The following is a 16,675-nucleotide window of genomic DNA, read 5'->3' on the forward strand; positions in this document are numbered from 1 at the left end:
CACTTTAACGCTTAAATTAAGGGTAAAATAATATCAGCAAGTCATGCGTCTCACCGTTACAAGGTGAACTACTATAGAGGTATTTCTACATTATGGGCATAACCGAACTTCGTAAGCTACCCGCTGTCGAGAAGCTTCAGATTATTGAAACACTTTGGAGTGATTTGGTCTGTGATGAAGACAGTTTTCCACGATTGCCTTGGCATCAAACCGAACTCAAAGCGACTGAAGAAAAATTTCAAGCTGGCGGCATCAAAATACTGGATTGGCAACAAGCCAAAAACAGTTACGTTCGCAATTTGAATGAAAGTCCAAGTTCTCCGTAACATAAGGAAAGATAGATAAACGTTGTCAACAATGGATTTAACCACACACAATAACCACCTTGCCGAACAAATAAAACAATGGGGCCTAGAACTGGGCTTTCAGCAAGTTGGCATCGCCGATACCAACTTAAGCGACGCAGAACAGCATTTGCAACGCTGGCTAGCTAAAGATTATCACGGCGAGATGGATTATATGCACCGCCACGGCCTTAAGCGCAGTCGGCCTGCCTTGTTGCATGAAGGTACGGCTAGCGTGATTTCCGTGCGCATGGATTATCTGCCCGAACCTGGCACAGCAATGGATAATGCACTGACCGATCCCACGGCAGCGTATATATCCCGCTATGCGCTAGGCCGTGATTACCATAAAATCCTGCGTAAGCGTTTGCAAAAACTGGCCGATAAAATACAACAGCAAATAGGCGATTTTGGCTACCGTGCTTTTGTGGACAGTGCGCCGGTATTGGAAAAAGCCCTGGCTGAAAAAGCAGGACTTGGCTGGATAGGCAAGCATTCCAATGTGATTAACCGCAAAGCCGGTTCATGGTTTTTTTTGGGGGAGATTTACACTGATTTACCTTTACCCGCCGATACTCCCGCGACTGCCCATTGCGGCGGCTGCGTGGCCTGTCTGGATATTTGCCCCACGCAAGCCATCGTAGCACCTTATCAAGTGGACGCGCGGCGCTGTGTGTCGTATCTGACCATAGAATTACACGGCTCTATTCCGGTAGAATTTAGGTCATTAATCGGCAACCGTATTTACGGCTGTGATGATTGCCAGTTGGTATGCCCTTGGAATCGCTTTGCCAAGCTGACCAGCGAAGGCGATTTTAGCCCACGCCATCGCTTAAATACCCAGCAGTTAGTGGATGTCTTCGCTTGGACTGAAGAAGAGTTTTTAAGCAAAACCGAAGGCTCGGCGATACGGCGCATTGGTTATCAGCGCTGGCTAAGGAATATTGCTGTGGCTTTGGGTAATGCCCCTACGTCGACATCGGTAATTAATGCCTTAAAACTACGGCTAGACTACGATTCCGAAATGGTGCGCGAGCATGTACAATGGGCTCAGAATCAGCATCTTGAAAACTTGCTTGCATAGAGATGCAAGATTTCTCGCTTGTGTCTAATTAACCCGATAACTTTAATCTATATCATGGCCGAAATAATAATTTACACGACTAAAATCTGCCCTTACTGCGTTATGGCCAAACGCCTGCTTGATAAAAAAGGCGTTAAATACACTGAAATTAATGTCGATAATTCAGGTCTGCGTGAAGAAATGATGGCTAAAACCCAACGCCGGACTGTGCCGCAAATTTATATTGGCGATTTGCACGTTGGGGGCTTTGATGAGTTGTATGCACTTGAACAACAAAAAAAACTTGATGATTTGTTACAGCCATTTCTTTCTCTTAAAATAAATCAGTAACGATACCGACACGCTGACAAATACACACCATAAAGCAGGATAACCCCAGCGCCATTTGAGTTCCGGCATGTACTCAAAATTCATGCCATAAACACCGGCAATAAAGGTGAGCGGAATAAAAATGGACGCAAATACCGTCAGCACTTTCATGGTTTCATTCATTTTGTTGCTGATGCTGGACAAATAAATATCCAGCATACTGGCGATTAAATCCCGGTATGATTCAACCGATTCGCTGATGCGGATGACATGATCGTAAACGTCGCCAAAATAGCGCCGCGTACGCTCCTCCAATAATGGCGATTCACTGCTGCGGTGCAAGGCTTTTAACAATTCCCGCAGTGGCGGCATGGTTCTGCGTAAAAATATTAACTCACGACGAATTTTTTGAATGGTGGCTAAGGTTTTTGTAGAGGGATTAACCAGTAATTCGTCTTCTACGGTTTCCACCAGCTCATCAAGGTTGTCTTGCATGGTGAAATATTCATCCACAATGGCATCGATCAATACATAAGTTAAATAATCGGCACCGACATTGCGCAATTGGCTGGTGGGAATATTAAGCCGATCTATAACCGGTTGAAACAGGGCATCGGGCTTTTCTCTAAAGGTAAATACAAAATTGGATAATAACAGCAAGCTGATTTGTTCATAGCTGATACTGTAGGTAGAATCTTCTAAAGTGACAGCCTTCATCACAATAAATAAATAGTCGTTAAACTCTTCAAGTTTGGGCCGTTGATGAGTGTTAAGAATATCCTCAAGCACTAAGGCATGAATGTTAAAGTGTTTACCAATCGCATCAATAACCGAGACATCTTTTAAGCCGTTAATCACCACCCATGTTATGGTATCGGTGTTTTGGTAATGCAGGCATTCTTCAATGGATTGAATGGTACGTTTTTCAAGGTGTGTGCCATTGTAGTTAATCAGTGAAATACTGTGTGGGTAATCATGCACTTCGCCAACGTGTACCAGCGAGCCTGGAGGTAAACCGGATTTTTCGGAAGCAAAACTTAACGACTCGGACATTGGTATCTTTTAATAGTTTTAATGGGTAAGTGCCCATTGTGCAATAAATGTTTTTAAATAGGCAACGCTTCTAGCATAAAAATGCATACAACAGAAACATCCTTAATAACATTAGGCTGGCGGGAATGGGTTTCATTACCCGAATTGGCCATTCCTCAGCTAAAAGCCAAGATAGATACCGGAGCGCGTACTTCGGCTTTGCATGCGTACGAGATTGAGCCGTACCATAAAGGCACTGAACGCTGGGTGAGATTTGTTATTCATCCCAAACAACGGCGGAATGATATTTTTGTTGAATGCCATGCGCCTATTAAAGATCGCCGACTGGTGTCGGATTCCGGCGGGCATAAACAGCACCGCTATGTGATAGAAACGCCCTTAGTTATTGGGGATTTGACCGTTATGACCGAAATGACGTTGACTAATCGCGACAGTATGCTGTTTCGTATGTTGATAGGGCGCACTACGTTGAATGGCCAGTTTATGGTTAATCCACAAGCTTCTTATTTGCGGGGTAAGCCCGAGTATTAAGGTGTTGAGGTGAATGACTGCGAGTAGTTTATGCAGGTTTGCCAGCCATCATCCATATTTTTATATGTTTGGTTAATTTAAATACGAGAGCAGGCTGTCAATATCTCGTGATGCGTGGAATACCCGAACAAGCTCTATACCGTCTTCAAGCGGAAAATAAAAAATCAAGTAGTTTCCAACTGGATGACTTCGTAAGCCCTTTGTGACTTCATCGCGGCTCGTTCCCATGTTTGGAAAATCTACCAGTACGACACATTGTTTTTGAATACGATCCAGGAAACTATCCGCGTTATTGGGGTTGTTTTGTGCAATATGCCACCAAATTTCGTCAAGGTCACTTTCTGCTTCGGGTCTTTGTAATAAACGCGGCATTAGGATGTTATCCTTGCGCTTGTTGCGCGGTAAGTCTTTTGCGCCCCCGATCCTTGATGGCTTCTATGTCCAAAGGAATGGCCTCACCGCTGTCTATTCCTTTTTGAATTTCGTGTTGTAATTCCGTAAGTCGCCATTCGCGTAATTGATCGCGTTCTTCTAAAAGGCGTAGTGCGTCGCGCATTACTTCGCTTGCCGAATTATAAAGTCCGCTTTCTACTTTGCTTTTTACTAATGCTTCAAAATGTGGGGTTAAGGAAATATTCATTGTCTTGATGTCTCCATGTTGAGTGAGTAATAACAAAAAATATCAATGATTGTTATAGTAGCGTAAGGACTTAACAAGATCTATAAAAAAGGCAGATGAGCCTTCTACATCAATTATTTTGGATATTTATCGCTCTCAGACTGGAATGCCACTTGTCACATAAATAAAAACCCCGCGCCAGCTATGCCAGCACGGGGTTTTTAGGTTAAAGCATATCAATCCGATAGATTTTGTAAGTAGTTTGTTTTGTAAAAAGCATTGTAATAGATATATAAGTTTTTATATAATCAGCCGATGAAAGACATCATATTTTTAGGTTCCAGTAGAGGTGATTTACGTGATTTCCCCGATGCAGCTCGGCGCGATTGTGGGGTGGAGCTTCGCCAAGTGCAATTTGGTCTTGAGCCTTCTGACTGGAAACCTATGGCCAATATTGGTTCTAATGTTCGTGAAATACGTGTCCGTGCGGGTGGCGCATTTCGTGTGATCTATTTAGCTACCCGCCCAGAAGGTATTTATGTGTTGCATTGCTTCCACAAGAAAACCCAACGGACTTCCCCACATGATATTGATTTGGCACGAACCCGTTTTAAGCAAATTGGAGTATAAAATATGACTGAGATTGTTAAAGCTGATGAAAATATATTCTTGGAATTGGGGTTTCCTGCCCATGAAGCAGAAGTTTTGCAGTTACGAGCTGATTTAATGGCGCGTTTGCGGGTATGGATTAAGGATAGCCAATTTACCCAAGCGGAAGTTGCTAAGCATTTAGGTATTACACAAACCCGTGTTTCAAATCTTGTGAGTGGCCAGTGGAAAAAATTTAGTGTGGATATGCTGCTTACCTTAGCTATAAAAGCCGGTATTCATATTCACATAGAGATTGATAACGCTGCCTGATGGGATTTTTAGGTTAAAGTCTTTCTGTAACGGTTTGGATTTATACTGTATGCTCTTTAAGCCATTCTTTCAGTGCATTGTTCATGCGGGTTTGCCAGCCATTGCCCATGTTTTTAAAGGCTTCCAGTACCTCGGCATCAAAACGCACAGTTGTTGATACTTTAGTGGGTTGCTGTTGTTTTCCACGCGTTTTTAAGTGCCGCAACGTAGTTTGTAACGATTCAGGTAATGCAGTAAATGGCGTGGAATTTTTAAAATCCTGATCAGTCCATTCTGGATTTTCATTATCAATCACTTCTTGATTGGTTTTCATAGCGTTTAACCTCGCGTTTGTTGGCTTTTCTAAAACTGATGACTCGAATGCCGCCCACGATTTCAACAAATACCAATGAATAAAGACGTTTATCAAGAAATCCTATGGCGCGATAGCGAGTTTCACCGTAGTTGTATCGGGTATCGATATCAAATTGAGCTGTTTCAAAATCAAACTCTGCGACACGTTCAAAACTTAAGTTGCGTTCCTGAATGTTTTTTTCGTTTTTTACGGTGTCAAATTTAATTTCCATCACTTTATTGTAGTAACATATAGACAGTAAATCAACCTAACTTAACCAAGGTAATCGCGTTAAGACAATCACATATTGTGACATTGGGTATGGATGTTTGGGGGCGCTTGCTGGTGGTGGCATATCACTACCGGAATGAGGATGAAATTCGGGTTATTTCTGCACGAATCGCTGAGCCTCACGAGCGGCGCACTTACCCAGGAGAATTAAATGATGAAAGATGAATACGACTTTTCTAACGGCGTTCGTGGTGCGGTTATAGACGCCAGCGGCAAAACCCGCATCACTATTTTTTTAGATGATGATATTTTGGCGGCTTTTAAAGAACGTGCTGCGCAATCTGGCAAAGGTTATCAGACGCTGATTAACGAAACTTTGCGTGGCAGTTTGTCGCCGGAATCAGCACCCTTAACGGTGGGTACTTTGCGACAAATTCTGCATGAGGAATTAAGGGCAGCATCGTAGCGTGTTTTGCACCCAACAAAAAAACCCCGTGCCAGCTAAGCCAGCACGGTGTTTTTAGGTTAAAGGTTTCTGTAGGTTTATGCCGTATGCTCTTTAAGCCATTCTTTCAGTGCATTGTTCATGCGGGTTTGCCAGCCTTTGCCGGTAGAGCGGAAGTACGCCAATATATCTGCATCGTATCGAACTGCCACTTGTTCTTTGCGTGGCTGTTTATTGACCCCGCGTGTTCTCCGAACAGATTCAGTATGTAATTCGGCAGCTGAGTGGCTAGTAAACGCCTGTTTCCAATCCGCTTCGGTGGTCGATGGACTGTCGGCATCATGAATAATGTCGGCATCGGTTAAAGCGTTCACGGTTGCCCAGTTGGTTTGGTCAGTGCGGGGCATGTTGCCAGTAGATTTGTTGTTCATGTTTTTGTGCCTTCCTAATAGAAATAATGTGATCGTTTTCGCCGCGTGGGGTATGTACCACAAAGACGATTACACCGTTCCAGATACCTAGTGTTTGTAGGCGTAATTCTCCGTAAGCATCGCGGCCGTCTTCGCGGGTTAAAGTAAAGCCTTCAAAAACAGTTTCACACCCCACAAAATCAAGGTAATGTTTGTTAAGGTTAGCTTGGCGCTTGTTTTCATCATAAGTAATCACTGTCAAATAGTAGGCACAAAAAACAGAGATGTCAATCAAATTGTAGCTTCGTTTTGCACCCAACAAAAAACCCCGTGCCAGCTAAGCCAGCACGGGGTTTTTAGGTTAAAGCATTAGACACTTTTAGAGGCTGTTTGCTTAAGCTGGAAAAAACGCTTTGAGAATTAAAGCCATTACGCCGCCAAGTACAATGCCTAGCATCCATTTGACCAACGTTAATTCGCCTTTAACTTGCTCAAAACGAGTTTCTATTTTTAATTCCAACTCGCGAATATCCCGCTTGCTTGCAAGTTCTGCTTCAACTGAAACATCTGTATTGACCATAGAATCAAATGGGTTCGGCATGAAGCTTAACGCCAAGCGCCTTAATAACCTTCAAAATCGTGTCGAAACGTGGTTTTGACCCACTAGCCAAAGCTTTATACAAGCTCTCCCGCCCTAAGCCTGATTCTTTGGCTATCATCGCCATGCCTTTTGCTTTGGCAATATGCCCCAAAGCACGCAGAAGCTCGTCGCTGTCACCATCGTCTAGTACTTGGGTAAGATATTCACTGATAGCTTCGTCGTTATCTAGCAAGCTTGCCATGTCGAATGGCAATAGTTTTACAGTCATGGTTTATATTTCCCCGGCCAGTTTAATAGCACGTTTAATGTCCATCTGTTGTGTTGATTTATCACCACCGGCGAGTAAAATCACAAACAATCCACCACGTAGCGTAAAGTAAACACGATACCCTGCGCCCACATTAACACGCATTTCAGACACATCATTACCGATTGATTTGATGTCACCCAGATTGCCATTTTCCGCGCGTTCGATACGCCGTGCAATAGCCGTTTTAGCACGTAAATCGCGTAAGCTATAATGCCACTTCGCGAAGGCTTCGGTTTGTTCAACGATGTAGTTCATGGGTCAATTGTATCTCAATAGATACAAAAATCAATCCGAATTAATCTGCACAAACAAAAACCCCGTACCAGCTAAGCCAGCACGGGGTTTTTAGGTTAAAGCATTAAGAAGTTTTTAGAAACTGTCTTTAAGTCGGGAAAAATGCTTTGAGAACTAAGGTTAATATGCCTCCTAGCACTAAACCAACCATCCATTTGAGTATTATCAATTCGCGCTCCAGACGATTAATGTCGGATTTTGTTGGTTGTTGTGAATCTGTTGTAGATGTCACAACAATCTAACCAGTGCAGCTACTATGACTACTGATGCTGCCATCATACCGCCCAGTTTGATGGTCATACGGTACTCCATTGCTTGCATTTCTGCTTTCAGGGAAAGCTCCATTTCTTTGATTTCTGCTTTCAGGGAAAGCTCTAATTCTTTTAAATCGCGTGTGGTTGCTACTTCAGTTTCTGCTTGGGCATCCCGAAAAGCATCTGCAACCGCTTCAGCCTGATTTTGCTCGAAACCTGCCTCTTTTAATTTGCGAACAAATTTCAAGGTATCAAACGTAACCGTTGCCATAACAATAACCTGTAAGTATTTACTATAGGTGTCAGTATAACAAAGCGAATGATAAATGTAAGGTAGGTTTTAAGTGTGCGGGTTATGTTTAAACACAAAAAACCCCGTGCCAGCTAAGCCAGCACGGGGTTTTTAGGTTAAAGCGTTACAACTAGCTCTTAGATAAAGCTTCCAATAGCTAAGGTACCGGTAAAGCCAGTAATTTCAATAACAAAATCTGTAGCTGTAAATGTGCCGCTTGAGTCCAAATCAACAGCCAGAAATTCATCACCTGCTGTTACACCACCACCGCCAGTCGTTGCGGTAACGATAGCTGCGGTAATGTCTGCCGAGGCAACTTTAAATCCAGTGCCAATAGCTCCTTTAGTCAAAGCAGTATTCATATCAGTAATAAAAGTAGCTTCGCTGATTGCATTGGAACCAGCAGCAGCAGCAACTACACTCGCTACTGTTACTGACAGGCTTATTTTATCGGTAGCAAAATCTAAAAGGCTGTACACATCAATACCCGCAACTGAAGTGGCAGTTGCAACAGTATCCGCTACTCCTGTTGCAAATGAGATGGTATCTGCACCTACGCCGGTAGTTATAGTGTCTTTGCCAGCACCGCCTGTTATAGTATCGTCACCTGCTCCAGCACTTATTGCGTCGTTACCTGCTCCGCCGATGATTATATTATCACCCGCATTACCAGTAATAGTATTCGCCAAAGTGTTACCGGTCAAATTAATACTATTGGTAGTAGTTATATTGGTAACAGTAAGATTTTCTACTCCAGAACCTGCAGTAGCCATGTTAAAGGTTACGCTAGTGTTAATTGTATCGGTACCGAGTGTATCAGTGACTTTATCGCCAGTATTATCAACGAAATAACTATCATTACCAGCACCGCCTTGCATGTTATCTGCACCTGCACCACCGTCTATTACGTTAGCAATAGCATTACCAATGATGGTATTGTCAGAAGCATTGCCGGTTGCATTACTCGCTGAGCCCGTTAGAGTAAGGTTTTCTGCATTTGTATCAGAACCGCTGGTAGTCGTAATGGTACCTGCTGCGAGGTTAAAATCCACGCTGCTTATAACTGTATCTAGTGTGCCAGCGGTATCAGATACTTTATCGCTTGTGTTATCTACGTAATAGGTATCGTTCCCGCCAGCGCCCTGTAAGTCATCAATACCTGTGCCGCCGTTTAGTATATTGTTGCCGCTATTCCCTACCAGAAAATTAGGTAAGGCGTTGCCCGTCGCATTAACATTTCCTGAGCCTGTTAAAGTGAGCTTCTCAACACCAGCAGCAGCGGGCGTGGTTAGTAAATAAGTTACGCTACTTTTTACATGATCCGCAGTACCATTTGCAGTTACATTAGATGGATTTACAAGCTCGGTCACCACATCACTAGAGCTATCAACAATATAAGTATCATCGCCTCTACCGCCGGTCATGTTATCAACGCCTAAACCGCCGTTCAGTGTGTCATTACCTTGCAAACCGTATAAGGTATCATTACCCGCGCCGCCGATTAATGTGTTGTTATTACTATTACCCGTTAAGATATTAACTTTAGTATTACCGGTCGCATTGATAAGTGCAATACCCGTTAAGGTAAGATTTTCAACGCCTGCGGCCGCTGCACTTGCTATAGAGTAAGTTACGCTACTTTTTACCAAATCAACTGTACCATTCACACCGTCGGGAGTAAGCGGCAATGCTACCGTGCCTAAAGATGTTTCATTCACCACATCGCCGATATCATCAACTATATAGATATCATTACCTACACCGCCGGTTAAATTATCAGCGTTAGCGCCGCCATTCAGGATATCATCGCCTGCATTGCCAATAATAGCATTTGCCGCACTATTGCCAGTCAGTATGTTATTCTTAGCATTACCTGTAATATCAACAGCACTGGAACCAGTAAGAATTACATTTTCAATAAATGCCTGGCCTTTAATGTCAGCACTACCCAGCACCAACTGCCCGGGGTCATTGATAGCAAAATGAATATCAACAGAATCTGCAGAACTGATAGTATCTATACCAGCGGTATCGGCATATTGTGTAGTGGAAGTAACAATTGCAGTGGCTGCTTTGCCTTCAATAACTTTGTCTCCCGCATCCAAAATATAAGTATCGTTACCTGCCAAGCCTACTAGGGTATCAACTGCACCATTATTTGAGCCATCGATAATATTGTCTTTCAGGTTGCCAGTTAAGGTAACAGCGCCCATTGATGCAACAATATTTTCCACTTCGCTAGGCAAAATATAATTTACACTGGAGAAAACGGTATCAACGCCTTCGTTAGCATATTCAATGATAACATCGGAGCCGGTGGTATTATTAACGATATATTGATCGTCGCCTGCACCGCCTTGCATAATATCAAGGCCGTCAGCTATATAAGCGATTGTTGGGCCGTCACCACCTGTAATAATGTCGTCTCCTGAAGTGCCTATTAAATAATCATCGTCGGTTGCTGTAGCTGAGCCAGAAATGGTTGCTGTAGATGGTTTAGATGGAAATGCCATAATAAAATCCTCGTTTTAGTATTTGCCAGTATTGGCGGAGTTACGTTTATAAAATAGAAGCCACCGTCATTCAGTAATATTTAAAGCAGATTGTGTGCCAGCTTTTTTATTAATAGTTTAATTGCCTTGCAGGGCTTTATATTGCTGGGTTTTTGTTATTAATGCCAAGCAGGAATAGAGGGTTTTTAATGGGGCAGGGAGCTTTTAAGGCCTGTTGAGTGAGTAATTATGTCATCTTGTGACAAAAATTGTCAGGTGAGTAGGGTGGCGGTGCTAGAAAAATTTTCATTAGGGGTTACGCATTAATTACGTATTGACAAATACAATACAAGATATAGACTGCCAGAGATGGATATTCACTTTGAAAAGAATGGCGTTAGTTTTGTTTGGAATGCACACAAAGCAAAACTTAACACTAATAAACATGACGGCATTACTTTTGAGCAAGCCTCTTCAGTGTTTTTTGATCCATTTTTTACGTTAACTGATGCAGATCACCCTAATGAAGTGCGTGATGCAGTGATTGGCTATGATGAATCAGGTCGCTTGCTGTTTGTGGTTCATATAGAATTTGAGAGTGACTGTATCCGCATTATTTCGGCTCGCAAAGCCACTATTACAGAGCGTGAATATTATGATTTCTGAGACCATTAAAAATCGCCTAGGCAAAAATCGCCCAATGACTTCCATTACTTTACGCATTCCGGTTGACGTGGTGGAGTCCATGAAGAAAATCGCCCCGTATAAAGGTTTTTCAGGGTATCAGGCATTGCTGAAAGCTTATATTAGCGAAGGTTTACGTCGTGATGAAGCGCAATTTACTTTTAGCAAGGAGGCCCAGTTGATTGCGGCATTAAAAAAGCGTGGCGTTCCTGACAGCATTATTGAAGATGCGGCTCGTGAAGTGGCTTGAGTACGTTTATGACAACAAGGTACACATCATGAAAGAAGAATATGACCTTTTCCAGATGAAATCGCGGAAAAACCCTTACGCATCGAAGTTAAAAACCCCAGTCACTATAAGGCTGAGTGAACATGTTGTTGGTTATTTCAAAGAAATGGCAGAGGGCACAGGCGTTCCTTACCAAAGTCTCATTAATTTATATCTTCGGGATTGTGTACACCAGCATCGAACCGTTGACATATCTTGGCCGAAGAGAGATTAAATACTATGTCACGTAACATTATCATGCCAACTGAAGAAGAGGACGCTGAAATCAATGCGGGGATTGCCGCTGACCCTGATACAGTCGAATGGACAGATGAAGATTTTGCAAATGCCCGCTCGGCTTATATTGAATCCGAAGCTGAAACCCAATTTAAACTGAGGGCGGCACGGGCAGATGCTCAACAGGCTAAAGCAATTCTTAATAAGCTAAATCAACATTTTGAGGGTGTACAACAGTAAGTTAGCCGTGGAATTTAAAGTTCGTATGATCGATACCTCTTTAGATGATGGCTACAAAGCTATGGCCACAGACCACGAGCGTGAAAATGAGGCCAGCGAATGGTGTAACGCCATTACTGGCGATATGATAAATATAAACGAAGCACAGCGGCAACGGGGGAATCCCAAGCGGGCATTACAATTGCTGGATGAATTGGATCAAATGAATCTTTAACAATAAAGTGACTGTATCTGCATTATTTGGGCTCGCACAAAGCCACAAAGACTGAATCTAAACACTACAAAGGTACACGGCATGAAAGAAGAATATGACCTTTCGCAAATGAAATCGCGGAAAAACCCGTATGCATCACAGTTAAAAAGTCAGCCACTATACGGCTGGGTGAAGATCATGAATGGCTTGAAAATGATTACGATGTCGATTGATGAAATGCACGCCGCACATGAACGTGGCGATTCAAAAACAGATTTTGCTGCTTTACATCAGTATAAATCATCTGGTATTGAACCCAGTGATGATGAAGACTCCCCTGATTTGACGTTAGTTATGCGTGAAGCAATGGCCAAACGCCGTGCTGCAAGACTTATCGGTAGCAGTGGTGAAGAGCAAGTAGCAATTCGGTTTGATAAAGATATTCTGGAAGCCTTTAGAGCCACTGGCAAGGGATGGCAAGCGCGTATGAATGATGCACTTAAAGAATGGCTTAAGGAACACGAGCTACTTAGTTAAATGGGTAGCCTTTTTAGAGCTAGCACTAAGACGGGACATCCGTTCGCTGAGCTTGTCGAAGGGTTTGTTGTTCATGGTTCGACAAGCTCACCACGAACGGCTTTTTTAAACTGTCCCGTCTTAGTGGGTAGCGGTTTTTTATAAGCAGGGTCAATACGCTCACATCTAGCAGAAAAAAATTTCACAGCAATTATATTTACCAAGGCTTTAACCTATTGTTAAATAAACTAGCCAGTGCTATATTAAATTATATTTTTATATAACTTAAAAGGAACATAGCCATGCACACAACAAATCTTCGTAAAGTGGGTGGTTCGACAATGCTGGTGATTCCACCGGCTTATCTTGATCAATTGCATATAAAAGCCGGTAATGCTGTGGATATTGAAGTTGAACAGGGCCGGTTAATAGTGAAGCCACAATTTCGCCAACGCTACACGCTTAGCGATTTATTGGCTCAATGTGATGCCTCGGAAGATATAACAGCAGAAGACCGTGCGTGGCTTGATTCTGCGCCCGTAGGTAACGAGCTTATCTGATGGAACGAGGTGATATTTATTTAGTTTCACTCGACCCAACCTTAGGCCACGAACAACAAGGCACACGCCCCGTTCTGATAGTATCACCCACAGCGTTTAACAAACAGACAAAAACTCCCGTCATTGTGCCTATTACAACGGGCGGAAATTTTGCCCGTGTGGCGGGTTTTGCTGTGTCGCTCATGGGATCAGGAACGCAGACAACAGGCGTTGTCCGATGCGATCAACCACGCACTATCGATCTTGCCTCACGCAATGCCAAAAAGCTTGAAAGCGTACCCGCATCGGTTATGGATGAAGTGCTGGCAAAACTGTCCGTTCTATTTGAGTGACGCGCGATGAGACGACGGATGAGCAAGAGCCGATCATGGTTCGACAAGGCTCTCATGAGCTTGTCGAATGGCTCACCATTTATGCCCTTTGGGTACGAACGGCTTACCTCTAACAATAAGTTTTTGAAATCACGAAAATGAAAAAACTCCCTATCGGCATTCAAACCTTCAGCAAACTACGTGAAGAAAACTGCTACTACGCTGACAAAACGGCTTTCATTTCAAGTCTGGTTAACGAAGGGACGCATTATTTTCTTGCCCGTCCACGCCGGTTTGGCAAATCATTATTGCTCAGCACTTTAAAATCAGCTTTTAGCGGTGAGCAGGCCTTATTCCACGGCCTGTATTTGCAGGATCACTGGGATTGGTCAGTGCACTATCCGGTGATTGATATTAGTTTTGGGCGAGGCATAGTGACTTCGGATGCAGTCTTGGGACAACGCTTTTTAGCGATGCTGGATGAAGTTGCAGAACGTTATGAAATCGTTTTACAACAGCAAGATTTGGCGAATCGCTTTGCCGAATTGATTCAGCGCTTACAGCAAAAGTATCAGCAAAAAGTGGTGGTGTTGATTGATGAATATGATAAACCAATTCTGGATAATATTGAAAAACCGCAACAAGCTATCGAAATCAGGGAAGGCTTGAGAAATATTTATTCGGTGATTAAAGACAGCGACCCGTACATTAAATTTACGCTGCTAACGGGCGTAAGTAAATTCAGTAAAGTGAGCCTGTTTAGCGGTTTGAATAATCTAAATGATATTAGCCTAAATCCGCGTTATGCAACCCTGTGTGGCTATACCTATCCAGAAATTAAAGCTGTTTTTAATGGCCATTTGGAAGGTGTCGATTTTGCGCGATTGGCCGAATGGTATAACGGCTACAATTTTCTGGGTGAAAAAGTTTACAATCCTTTTGATGTTTTACTGTATCTGGATCAACGGGTATTTAAAAACTACTGGTTTGAAACCGGCAGTCCATCGTTTTTAATTAAGCGTATCAGGGAAGGGCAATACTTAATCCCTGATTTTGAAAACGTAGTGCTGGATGAAGCCATGCTGGCCAGTTTTGATGTTAACGAAATCACCCTGGAAAACCTGCTGTACCAGACGGGTTATTTAACCATAGACCATGTGGAAGAATTGGGTGGTAACCGTTATTATCACCTGGCTTACCCTAACCGCGAAGTGAAGGCCAGCCTGAATGGCTATCTGCTGAGGGATTTAACACAAACCTCACCCAGTACGGTATCCAGCAATCAAATTCAGCTGTATAAAGCCTTAAACCAACCTGATTTTGCCAAATTGGAACAATCACTTTTGGCGCTGTTTGCCGCTATTCCGAACGACTGGTATCGTAAAAATCAGTTAGCCCACTATGAAGGCTATTACGCATCGATTATTTACAGCGCTTTTGCCGCCCTGGGTTTAAAAGTGATTGCTGAAGATGTGACCAACCAGGGGCGTATTGATTTGACCGTCATGCTGGACAATAAAGTCTTTATCATCGAGTTTAAAGTGCTGGATGACGCAAAAAAACAAGGGTTGGCGTTGGCGCAGATTAAAGCCAAACATTACAGCCAGAAATATGCCGGTTCTAACAATAGCGTGTATTTAATCGGCATTGAATTTGATAAAACCCAGCGTAATATTGAATTTTTTGAATGGGAAGCGGTTATTAAACCACGAACGTATTAACCGTTCGCCTTGAGCTTGTCGAAAGGTGGGCGGTTAATCTTTGTTATGAGGCGGGTAGCCATAGCATTATTATGAGACTAATTTATCGTAAACCGCATGGCTACCAATCCAAAACCATTGCACACCCTCATCGATTGGAACGCCTAATGCACGATATCCCAAGCTAACACGGACGCTACGAAATGCGCCGTTTTTAACCGATTTAAATTGTAACGAGGGATGATGCGGATTTTGTTTGAGCAGCTCATAATTTTCACGCGCTTGCTGCTGGATATTAATAGGCAAACTATCAAAATGTTGCCAGAATTTTGACGAGGTGAAATGTTTCAAAGCTCACGCGCCATGCCCTTCTGGTATTCAGCTAAAGCCTCGTCGGCTAGTGCATCCAGCTTTCCGGCGTAAGCATCCGCTTCAATTTGTGCATCCCAGGCTGCTTCATCAAACTGAGCAAACCAACGACGAAATTCAGCTAAATCGTGTGCAGGGAGTTGCGCAACTGCTTGCTCAATGGCATGGATAGAAAAAGTCATAAATCGCTCCAAAATTTGTTTGATAACATAATTGTAATTTACAGTAATGCTCCATAAATTAAAAGCCTTAAGGCCACGGATTAATATCAATAATCTTCATGACCGCTGCGGAATTGGCATCCACCAAAACCACCATATCCTTCACCTTGCCACGCAACGGCAGCCACTTAACCGCCTTATCTTGCCAATCTTGTAAAGCCGCAAAATCTTGTGTTTTTATATTTAGCGCTTGGTTTTTATGGCTTAACTGCTCAAGTTCCTGCAAAGGCCTAGCTTTTTTTAATATCTGCTCTTTAACTTGCACTAAAGGTACAAACAGTTCCGGCAATAACGGCCAATCTGGACCACCTGCAGTCGCTGAAAATAAAATTTCCTGGTCTCGCTTAGGGTCTGGTGAAGCCACCGCTGCTACCCAACGTGGACTAGCCCAGCTGGTTTGTGCTGTTGCGTTTTTATTTTGCAAAGCTATTTGAGCGCTGCCCGCGTCAATATCAGAGGCTCTGGCGATTTCAAAACGGTCTTGGCTGAACACTACAAAAGCCGGACGGCCTTGAAAAACCGTGTTAATGCCATAACCTAAAGCCATTAACTGCAATAATGCAATAACCGTAAGATCAAATTTTAACGATGCCTTACCGGGCTTGTAAACCACGAAGGTTAACATCGGGCCAATAACAATATCCACCGATAACAAAATTAAAAAAATTTCGGTTACTCCCACTGCACTGTGTAGTGGCATGGGATACCACACAAAAAAAACTAAAATAACGGCGACACCAGCAACCACGCCGGATAATAACAAATGTATTAAAAAGGCAGAGAATCGATTTTTCATGGAGTGAGTAATGTAGTTAGAGTTTGACGGCTTTATGGCGGTAAATAAAAAATACA

Annotated in this window: 32 protein-coding genes; 17 read left to right on the forward strand and 15 right to left on the reverse strand. The window is 43.0% G+C overall.

Annotated features, from left to right (window positions below):
- Nucleotides 1-92: 92 nt before the first annotated feature.
- Genes ACHZC4_RS10850 through grxC form a run of 3 tightly spaced genes read left to right on the forward strand, consistent with a single transcriptional unit; the run spans nt 93 to nt 1,758 of the window.
- Nucleotides 93-326 carry an addiction module protein gene (locus tag ACHZC4_RS10850; protein ID WP_394753865.1) on the forward strand — a complete coding sequence of 78 codons (234 nt, stop codon included), beginning with the start codon at nt 93-95 and terminating at the stop codon, nt 324-326.
- 31 nt (nt 327-357) lie between these two features.
- Entirely contained in the window at nt 358-1,428 is a 1,071-nt protein-coding gene (queG, locus tag ACHZC4_RS10855) for a tRNA epoxyqueuosine(34) reductase QueG (RefSeq protein WP_394753866.1), read from the forward strand.
- A gap of 54 nt (nt 1,429-1,482) precedes the next feature.
- Nucleotides 1,483-1,758, forward strand: a complete 276-nt coding sequence (grxC, locus tag ACHZC4_RS10860; RefSeq protein WP_394753867.1) for a glutaredoxin 3 — start codon at nt 1,483-1,485, stop codon at nt 1,756-1,758.
- Here grxC and corA read toward each other — a convergent pair.
- The gene (corA, locus tag ACHZC4_RS10865; RefSeq protein WP_394753868.1) at nt 1,723-2,790 is read right to left on the reverse strand and encodes a magnesium/cobalt transporter CorA; all 1,068 of its coding nucleotides are present in this window, start codon (nt 2,788-2,790) and stop codon (nt 1,723-1,725) included. The genes grxC and corA overlap by 36 nt on opposite strands.
- Before the next feature lie 81 nt (nt 2,791-2,871).
- Between corA and ACHZC4_RS10870 the strand changes: the two genes are divergently transcribed.
- A complete protein-coding gene (locus tag ACHZC4_RS10870) occupies nt 2,872-3,321 on the forward strand; it encodes an ATP-dependent zinc protease (protein ID WP_394753869.1) in 450 nt (149 codons plus the stop codon).
- 72 nt (nt 3,322-3,393) lie between these two features.
- On the opposite strand, the gene ACHZC4_RS10875 is transcribed toward ACHZC4_RS10870, so the two are convergent.
- Both ACHZC4_RS10875 and ACHZC4_RS10880 read right to left on the reverse strand, forming a co-directional pair.
- Nucleotides 3,394-3,693: a type II toxin-antitoxin system RelE/ParE family toxin gene (locus ACHZC4_RS10875; RefSeq protein WP_394753870.1), complete on the reverse strand. Its 300-nt coding sequence runs from the start codon at nt 3,691-3,693 to the stop codon at nt 3,394-3,396.
- A 7-nt stretch (nt 3,694-3,700) separates the two neighbouring features.
- Nucleotides 3,701-3,961: a type II toxin-antitoxin system ParD family antitoxin gene (locus ACHZC4_RS10880; RefSeq protein WP_394753871.1), complete on the reverse strand. Its 261-nt coding sequence runs from the start codon at nt 3,959-3,961 to the stop codon at nt 3,701-3,703.
- A 294-nt stretch (nt 3,962-4,255) separates the two neighbouring features.
- Here ACHZC4_RS10880 and ACHZC4_RS10885 point away from each other — a divergent pair, with 294 nt between their 5' ends.
- Both ACHZC4_RS10885 and ACHZC4_RS10890 read left to right on the forward strand, forming a co-directional pair.
- Nucleotides 4,256-4,570 carry a type II toxin-antitoxin system RelE/ParE family toxin gene (locus ACHZC4_RS10885; RefSeq protein ID WP_394753872.1) on the forward strand — a complete coding sequence of 105 codons (315 nt, stop codon included), beginning with the start codon at nt 4,256-4,258 and terminating at the stop codon, nt 4,568-4,570.
- Nucleotides 4,571-4,573: 3 nt separating this feature from the next.
- Nucleotides 4,574-4,861 carry a helix-turn-helix domain-containing protein gene (locus tag ACHZC4_RS10890; protein WP_394753873.1) on the forward strand — a complete coding sequence of 96 codons (288 nt, stop codon included), beginning with the start codon at nt 4,574-4,576 and terminating at the stop codon, nt 4,859-4,861.
- Between the two features lie 40 nt (nt 4,862-4,901).
- Here ACHZC4_RS10890 and ACHZC4_RS10895 read toward each other — a convergent pair whose 3' ends face one another.
- Entirely contained in the window at nt 4,902-5,174 is a 273-nt protein-coding gene (locus tag ACHZC4_RS10895) for a BrnA antitoxin family protein (protein WP_394753874.1), read from the reverse strand.
- Nucleotides 5,149-5,427 (reverse strand): BrnT family toxin, encoded by a 279-nt coding sequence (locus ACHZC4_RS10900; protein ID WP_394753875.1) that lies wholly within the window; start codon nt 5,425-5,427, stop codon nt 5,149-5,151. Before ACHZC4_RS10900 ends, ACHZC4_RS10895 begins: the two co-directional genes overlap by 26 nt.
- A gap of 77 nt (nt 5,428-5,504) precedes the next feature.
- On the opposite strand from ACHZC4_RS10900, the gene ACHZC4_RS10905 reads away from it, so the two are divergent.
- Both ACHZC4_RS10905 and ACHZC4_RS10910 read left to right on the forward strand, forming a co-directional pair.
- A complete protein-coding gene (locus ACHZC4_RS10905) occupies nt 5,505-5,651 on the forward strand; it encodes a hypothetical protein (RefSeq protein ID WP_394753876.1) in 147 nt (48 codons plus the stop codon).
- Entirely contained in the window at nt 5,638-5,892 is a 255-nt protein-coding gene (locus tag ACHZC4_RS10910) for a BrnA antitoxin family protein (protein ID WP_394753877.1), read from the forward strand. Before ACHZC4_RS10905 ends, ACHZC4_RS10910 begins: the two co-directional genes overlap by 14 nt.
- Nucleotides 5,893-5,969: 77 nt before the next feature.
- On the opposite strand, the gene ACHZC4_RS10915 is transcribed toward ACHZC4_RS10910, so the two are convergent.
- The 7 genes from ACHZC4_RS10915 to ACHZC4_RS10945 all read right to left on the reverse strand — a co-directional run bounded on the left by ACHZC4_RS10915 (nt 5,970) and on the right by ACHZC4_RS10945 (nt 10,545).
- The gene (locus ACHZC4_RS10915) at nt 5,970-6,302 is read right to left on the reverse strand and encodes a BrnA antitoxin family protein (protein ID WP_394753878.1); all 333 of its coding nucleotides are present in this window, start codon (nt 6,300-6,302) and stop codon (nt 5,970-5,972) included.
- Nucleotides 6,265-6,576 carry a BrnT family toxin gene (locus ACHZC4_RS10920; RefSeq protein ID WP_394753879.1) on the reverse strand — a complete coding sequence of 104 codons (312 nt, stop codon included), beginning with the start codon at nt 6,574-6,576 and terminating at the stop codon, nt 6,265-6,267. Before ACHZC4_RS10920 ends, ACHZC4_RS10915 begins: the two co-directional genes overlap by 38 nt.
- 99 nt (nt 6,577-6,675) lie before the next feature.
- Entirely contained in the window at nt 6,676-6,882 is a 207-nt protein-coding gene (locus ACHZC4_RS10925; protein ID WP_394753880.1) for a hypothetical protein, read from the reverse strand.
- On the reverse strand, nt 6,866-7,150 hold the full coding sequence (locus tag ACHZC4_RS10930) for an addiction module antidote protein (protein WP_394753881.1): 285 nt from the start codon (nt 7,148-7,150) through the stop codon (nt 6,866-6,868). The genes ACHZC4_RS10925 and ACHZC4_RS10930 overlap by 17 nt, the downstream gene beginning before the upstream one ends.
- Before the next feature lie 3 nt (nt 7,151-7,153).
- Entirely contained in the window at nt 7,154-7,447 is a 294-nt protein-coding gene (locus ACHZC4_RS10935) for a type II toxin-antitoxin system RelE/ParE family toxin (protein ID WP_394753882.1), read from the reverse strand.
- Between the two features lie 267 nt (nt 7,448-7,714).
- A complete protein-coding gene (locus tag ACHZC4_RS10940) occupies nt 7,715-8,011 on the reverse strand; it encodes a DUF1640 domain-containing protein (RefSeq protein WP_394753883.1) in 297 nt (98 codons plus the stop codon).
- Nucleotides 8,012-8,169: 158 nt separating this feature from the next.
- Complete coding sequence (locus ACHZC4_RS10945; RefSeq protein ID WP_394753884.1) at nt 8,170-10,545, reverse strand: beta strand repeat-containing protein; 2,376 nt, start codon at nt 10,543-10,545, stop codon at nt 8,170-8,172.
- Between the two features lie 348 nt (nt 10,546-10,893).
- Here ACHZC4_RS10945 and ACHZC4_RS10950 point away from each other — a divergent pair, with 348 nt between their 5' ends.
- From ACHZC4_RS10950 to ACHZC4_RS10990, 9 genes are all read left to right on the forward strand, one after another.
- Nucleotides 10,894-11,190 (forward strand): BrnT family toxin, encoded by a 297-nt coding sequence (locus ACHZC4_RS10950; protein WP_394753885.1) that lies wholly within the window; start codon nt 10,894-10,896, stop codon nt 11,188-11,190.
- Nucleotides 11,180-11,458 carry a hypothetical protein gene (locus tag ACHZC4_RS10955; RefSeq protein ID WP_087145756.1) on the forward strand — a complete coding sequence of 93 codons (279 nt, stop codon included), beginning with the start codon at nt 11,180-11,182 and terminating at the stop codon, nt 11,456-11,458. Before ACHZC4_RS10950 ends, ACHZC4_RS10955 begins: the two co-directional genes overlap by 11 nt.
- Before the next feature lie 28 nt (nt 11,459-11,486).
- Entirely contained in the window at nt 11,487-11,711 is a 225-nt protein-coding gene (locus ACHZC4_RS10960) for a BrnA antitoxin family protein (RefSeq protein ID WP_394753886.1), read from the forward strand.
- Between the two features lie 5 nt (nt 11,712-11,716).
- On the forward strand, nt 11,717-11,953 hold the full coding sequence (locus ACHZC4_RS10965; RefSeq protein WP_394753887.1) for a hypothetical protein: 237 nt from the start codon (nt 11,717-11,719) through the stop codon (nt 11,951-11,953).
- Between the two features lie 7 nt (nt 11,954-11,960).
- Entirely contained in the window at nt 11,961-12,167 is a 207-nt protein-coding gene (locus ACHZC4_RS10970; RefSeq protein WP_394753888.1) for a hypothetical protein, read from the forward strand.
- A gap of 81 nt (nt 12,168-12,248) precedes the next feature.
- Nucleotides 12,249-12,683: a BrnA antitoxin family protein gene (locus ACHZC4_RS10975; protein WP_394753889.1), complete on the forward strand. Its 435-nt coding sequence runs from the start codon at nt 12,249-12,251 to the stop codon at nt 12,681-12,683.
- 281 nt (nt 12,684-12,964) lie between these two features.
- On the forward strand, nt 12,965-13,222 hold the full coding sequence (locus ACHZC4_RS10980) for an AbrB/MazE/SpoVT family DNA-binding domain-containing protein (RefSeq protein ID WP_394753890.1): 258 nt from the start codon (nt 12,965-12,967) through the stop codon (nt 13,220-13,222).
- Nucleotides 13,222-13,554 (forward strand): type II toxin-antitoxin system PemK/MazF family toxin, encoded by a 333-nt coding sequence (locus tag ACHZC4_RS10985; protein ID WP_394753891.1) that lies wholly within the window; start codon nt 13,222-13,224, stop codon nt 13,552-13,554. Before ACHZC4_RS10980 ends, ACHZC4_RS10985 begins: the two co-directional genes overlap by 1 nt.
- A 137-nt stretch (nt 13,555-13,691) precedes the next feature.
- Nucleotides 13,692-15,254: an ATP-binding protein gene (locus ACHZC4_RS10990; protein WP_394753892.1), complete on the forward strand. Its 1,563-nt coding sequence runs from the start codon at nt 13,692-13,694 to the stop codon at nt 15,252-15,254.
- 69 nt (nt 15,255-15,323) lie between these two features.
- Here the strand turns inward: ACHZC4_RS10990 and ACHZC4_RS10995 are convergent, their stop codons facing one another.
- The 3 genes from ACHZC4_RS10995 to tfpZ form a co-directional block, all read right to left on the reverse strand.
- Nucleotides 15,324-15,584, reverse strand: a complete 261-nt coding sequence (locus tag ACHZC4_RS10995; RefSeq protein ID WP_394753893.1) for a hypothetical protein — start codon at nt 15,582-15,584, stop codon at nt 15,324-15,326.
- Entirely contained in the window at nt 15,581-15,784 is a 204-nt protein-coding gene (locus ACHZC4_RS11000) for a hypothetical protein (protein WP_394753894.1), read from the reverse strand. Before ACHZC4_RS11000 ends, ACHZC4_RS10995 begins: the two co-directional genes overlap by 4 nt.
- A 67-nt stretch (nt 15,785-15,851) precedes the next feature.
- Entirely contained in the window at nt 15,852-16,619 is a 768-nt protein-coding gene (gene tfpZ, locus ACHZC4_RS11005) for a TfpX/TfpZ family type IV pilin accessory protein (protein WP_394753895.1), read from the reverse strand.
- Between the last annotated feature and the right edge of the window lie 56 nt (nt 16,620-16,675).

Source organism: Crenothrix sp., from assembly GCF_043729335.1.
Lineage (GTDB): Bacteria > Pseudomonadota > Gammaproteobacteria > Methylococcales > Methylomonadaceae > Crenothrix.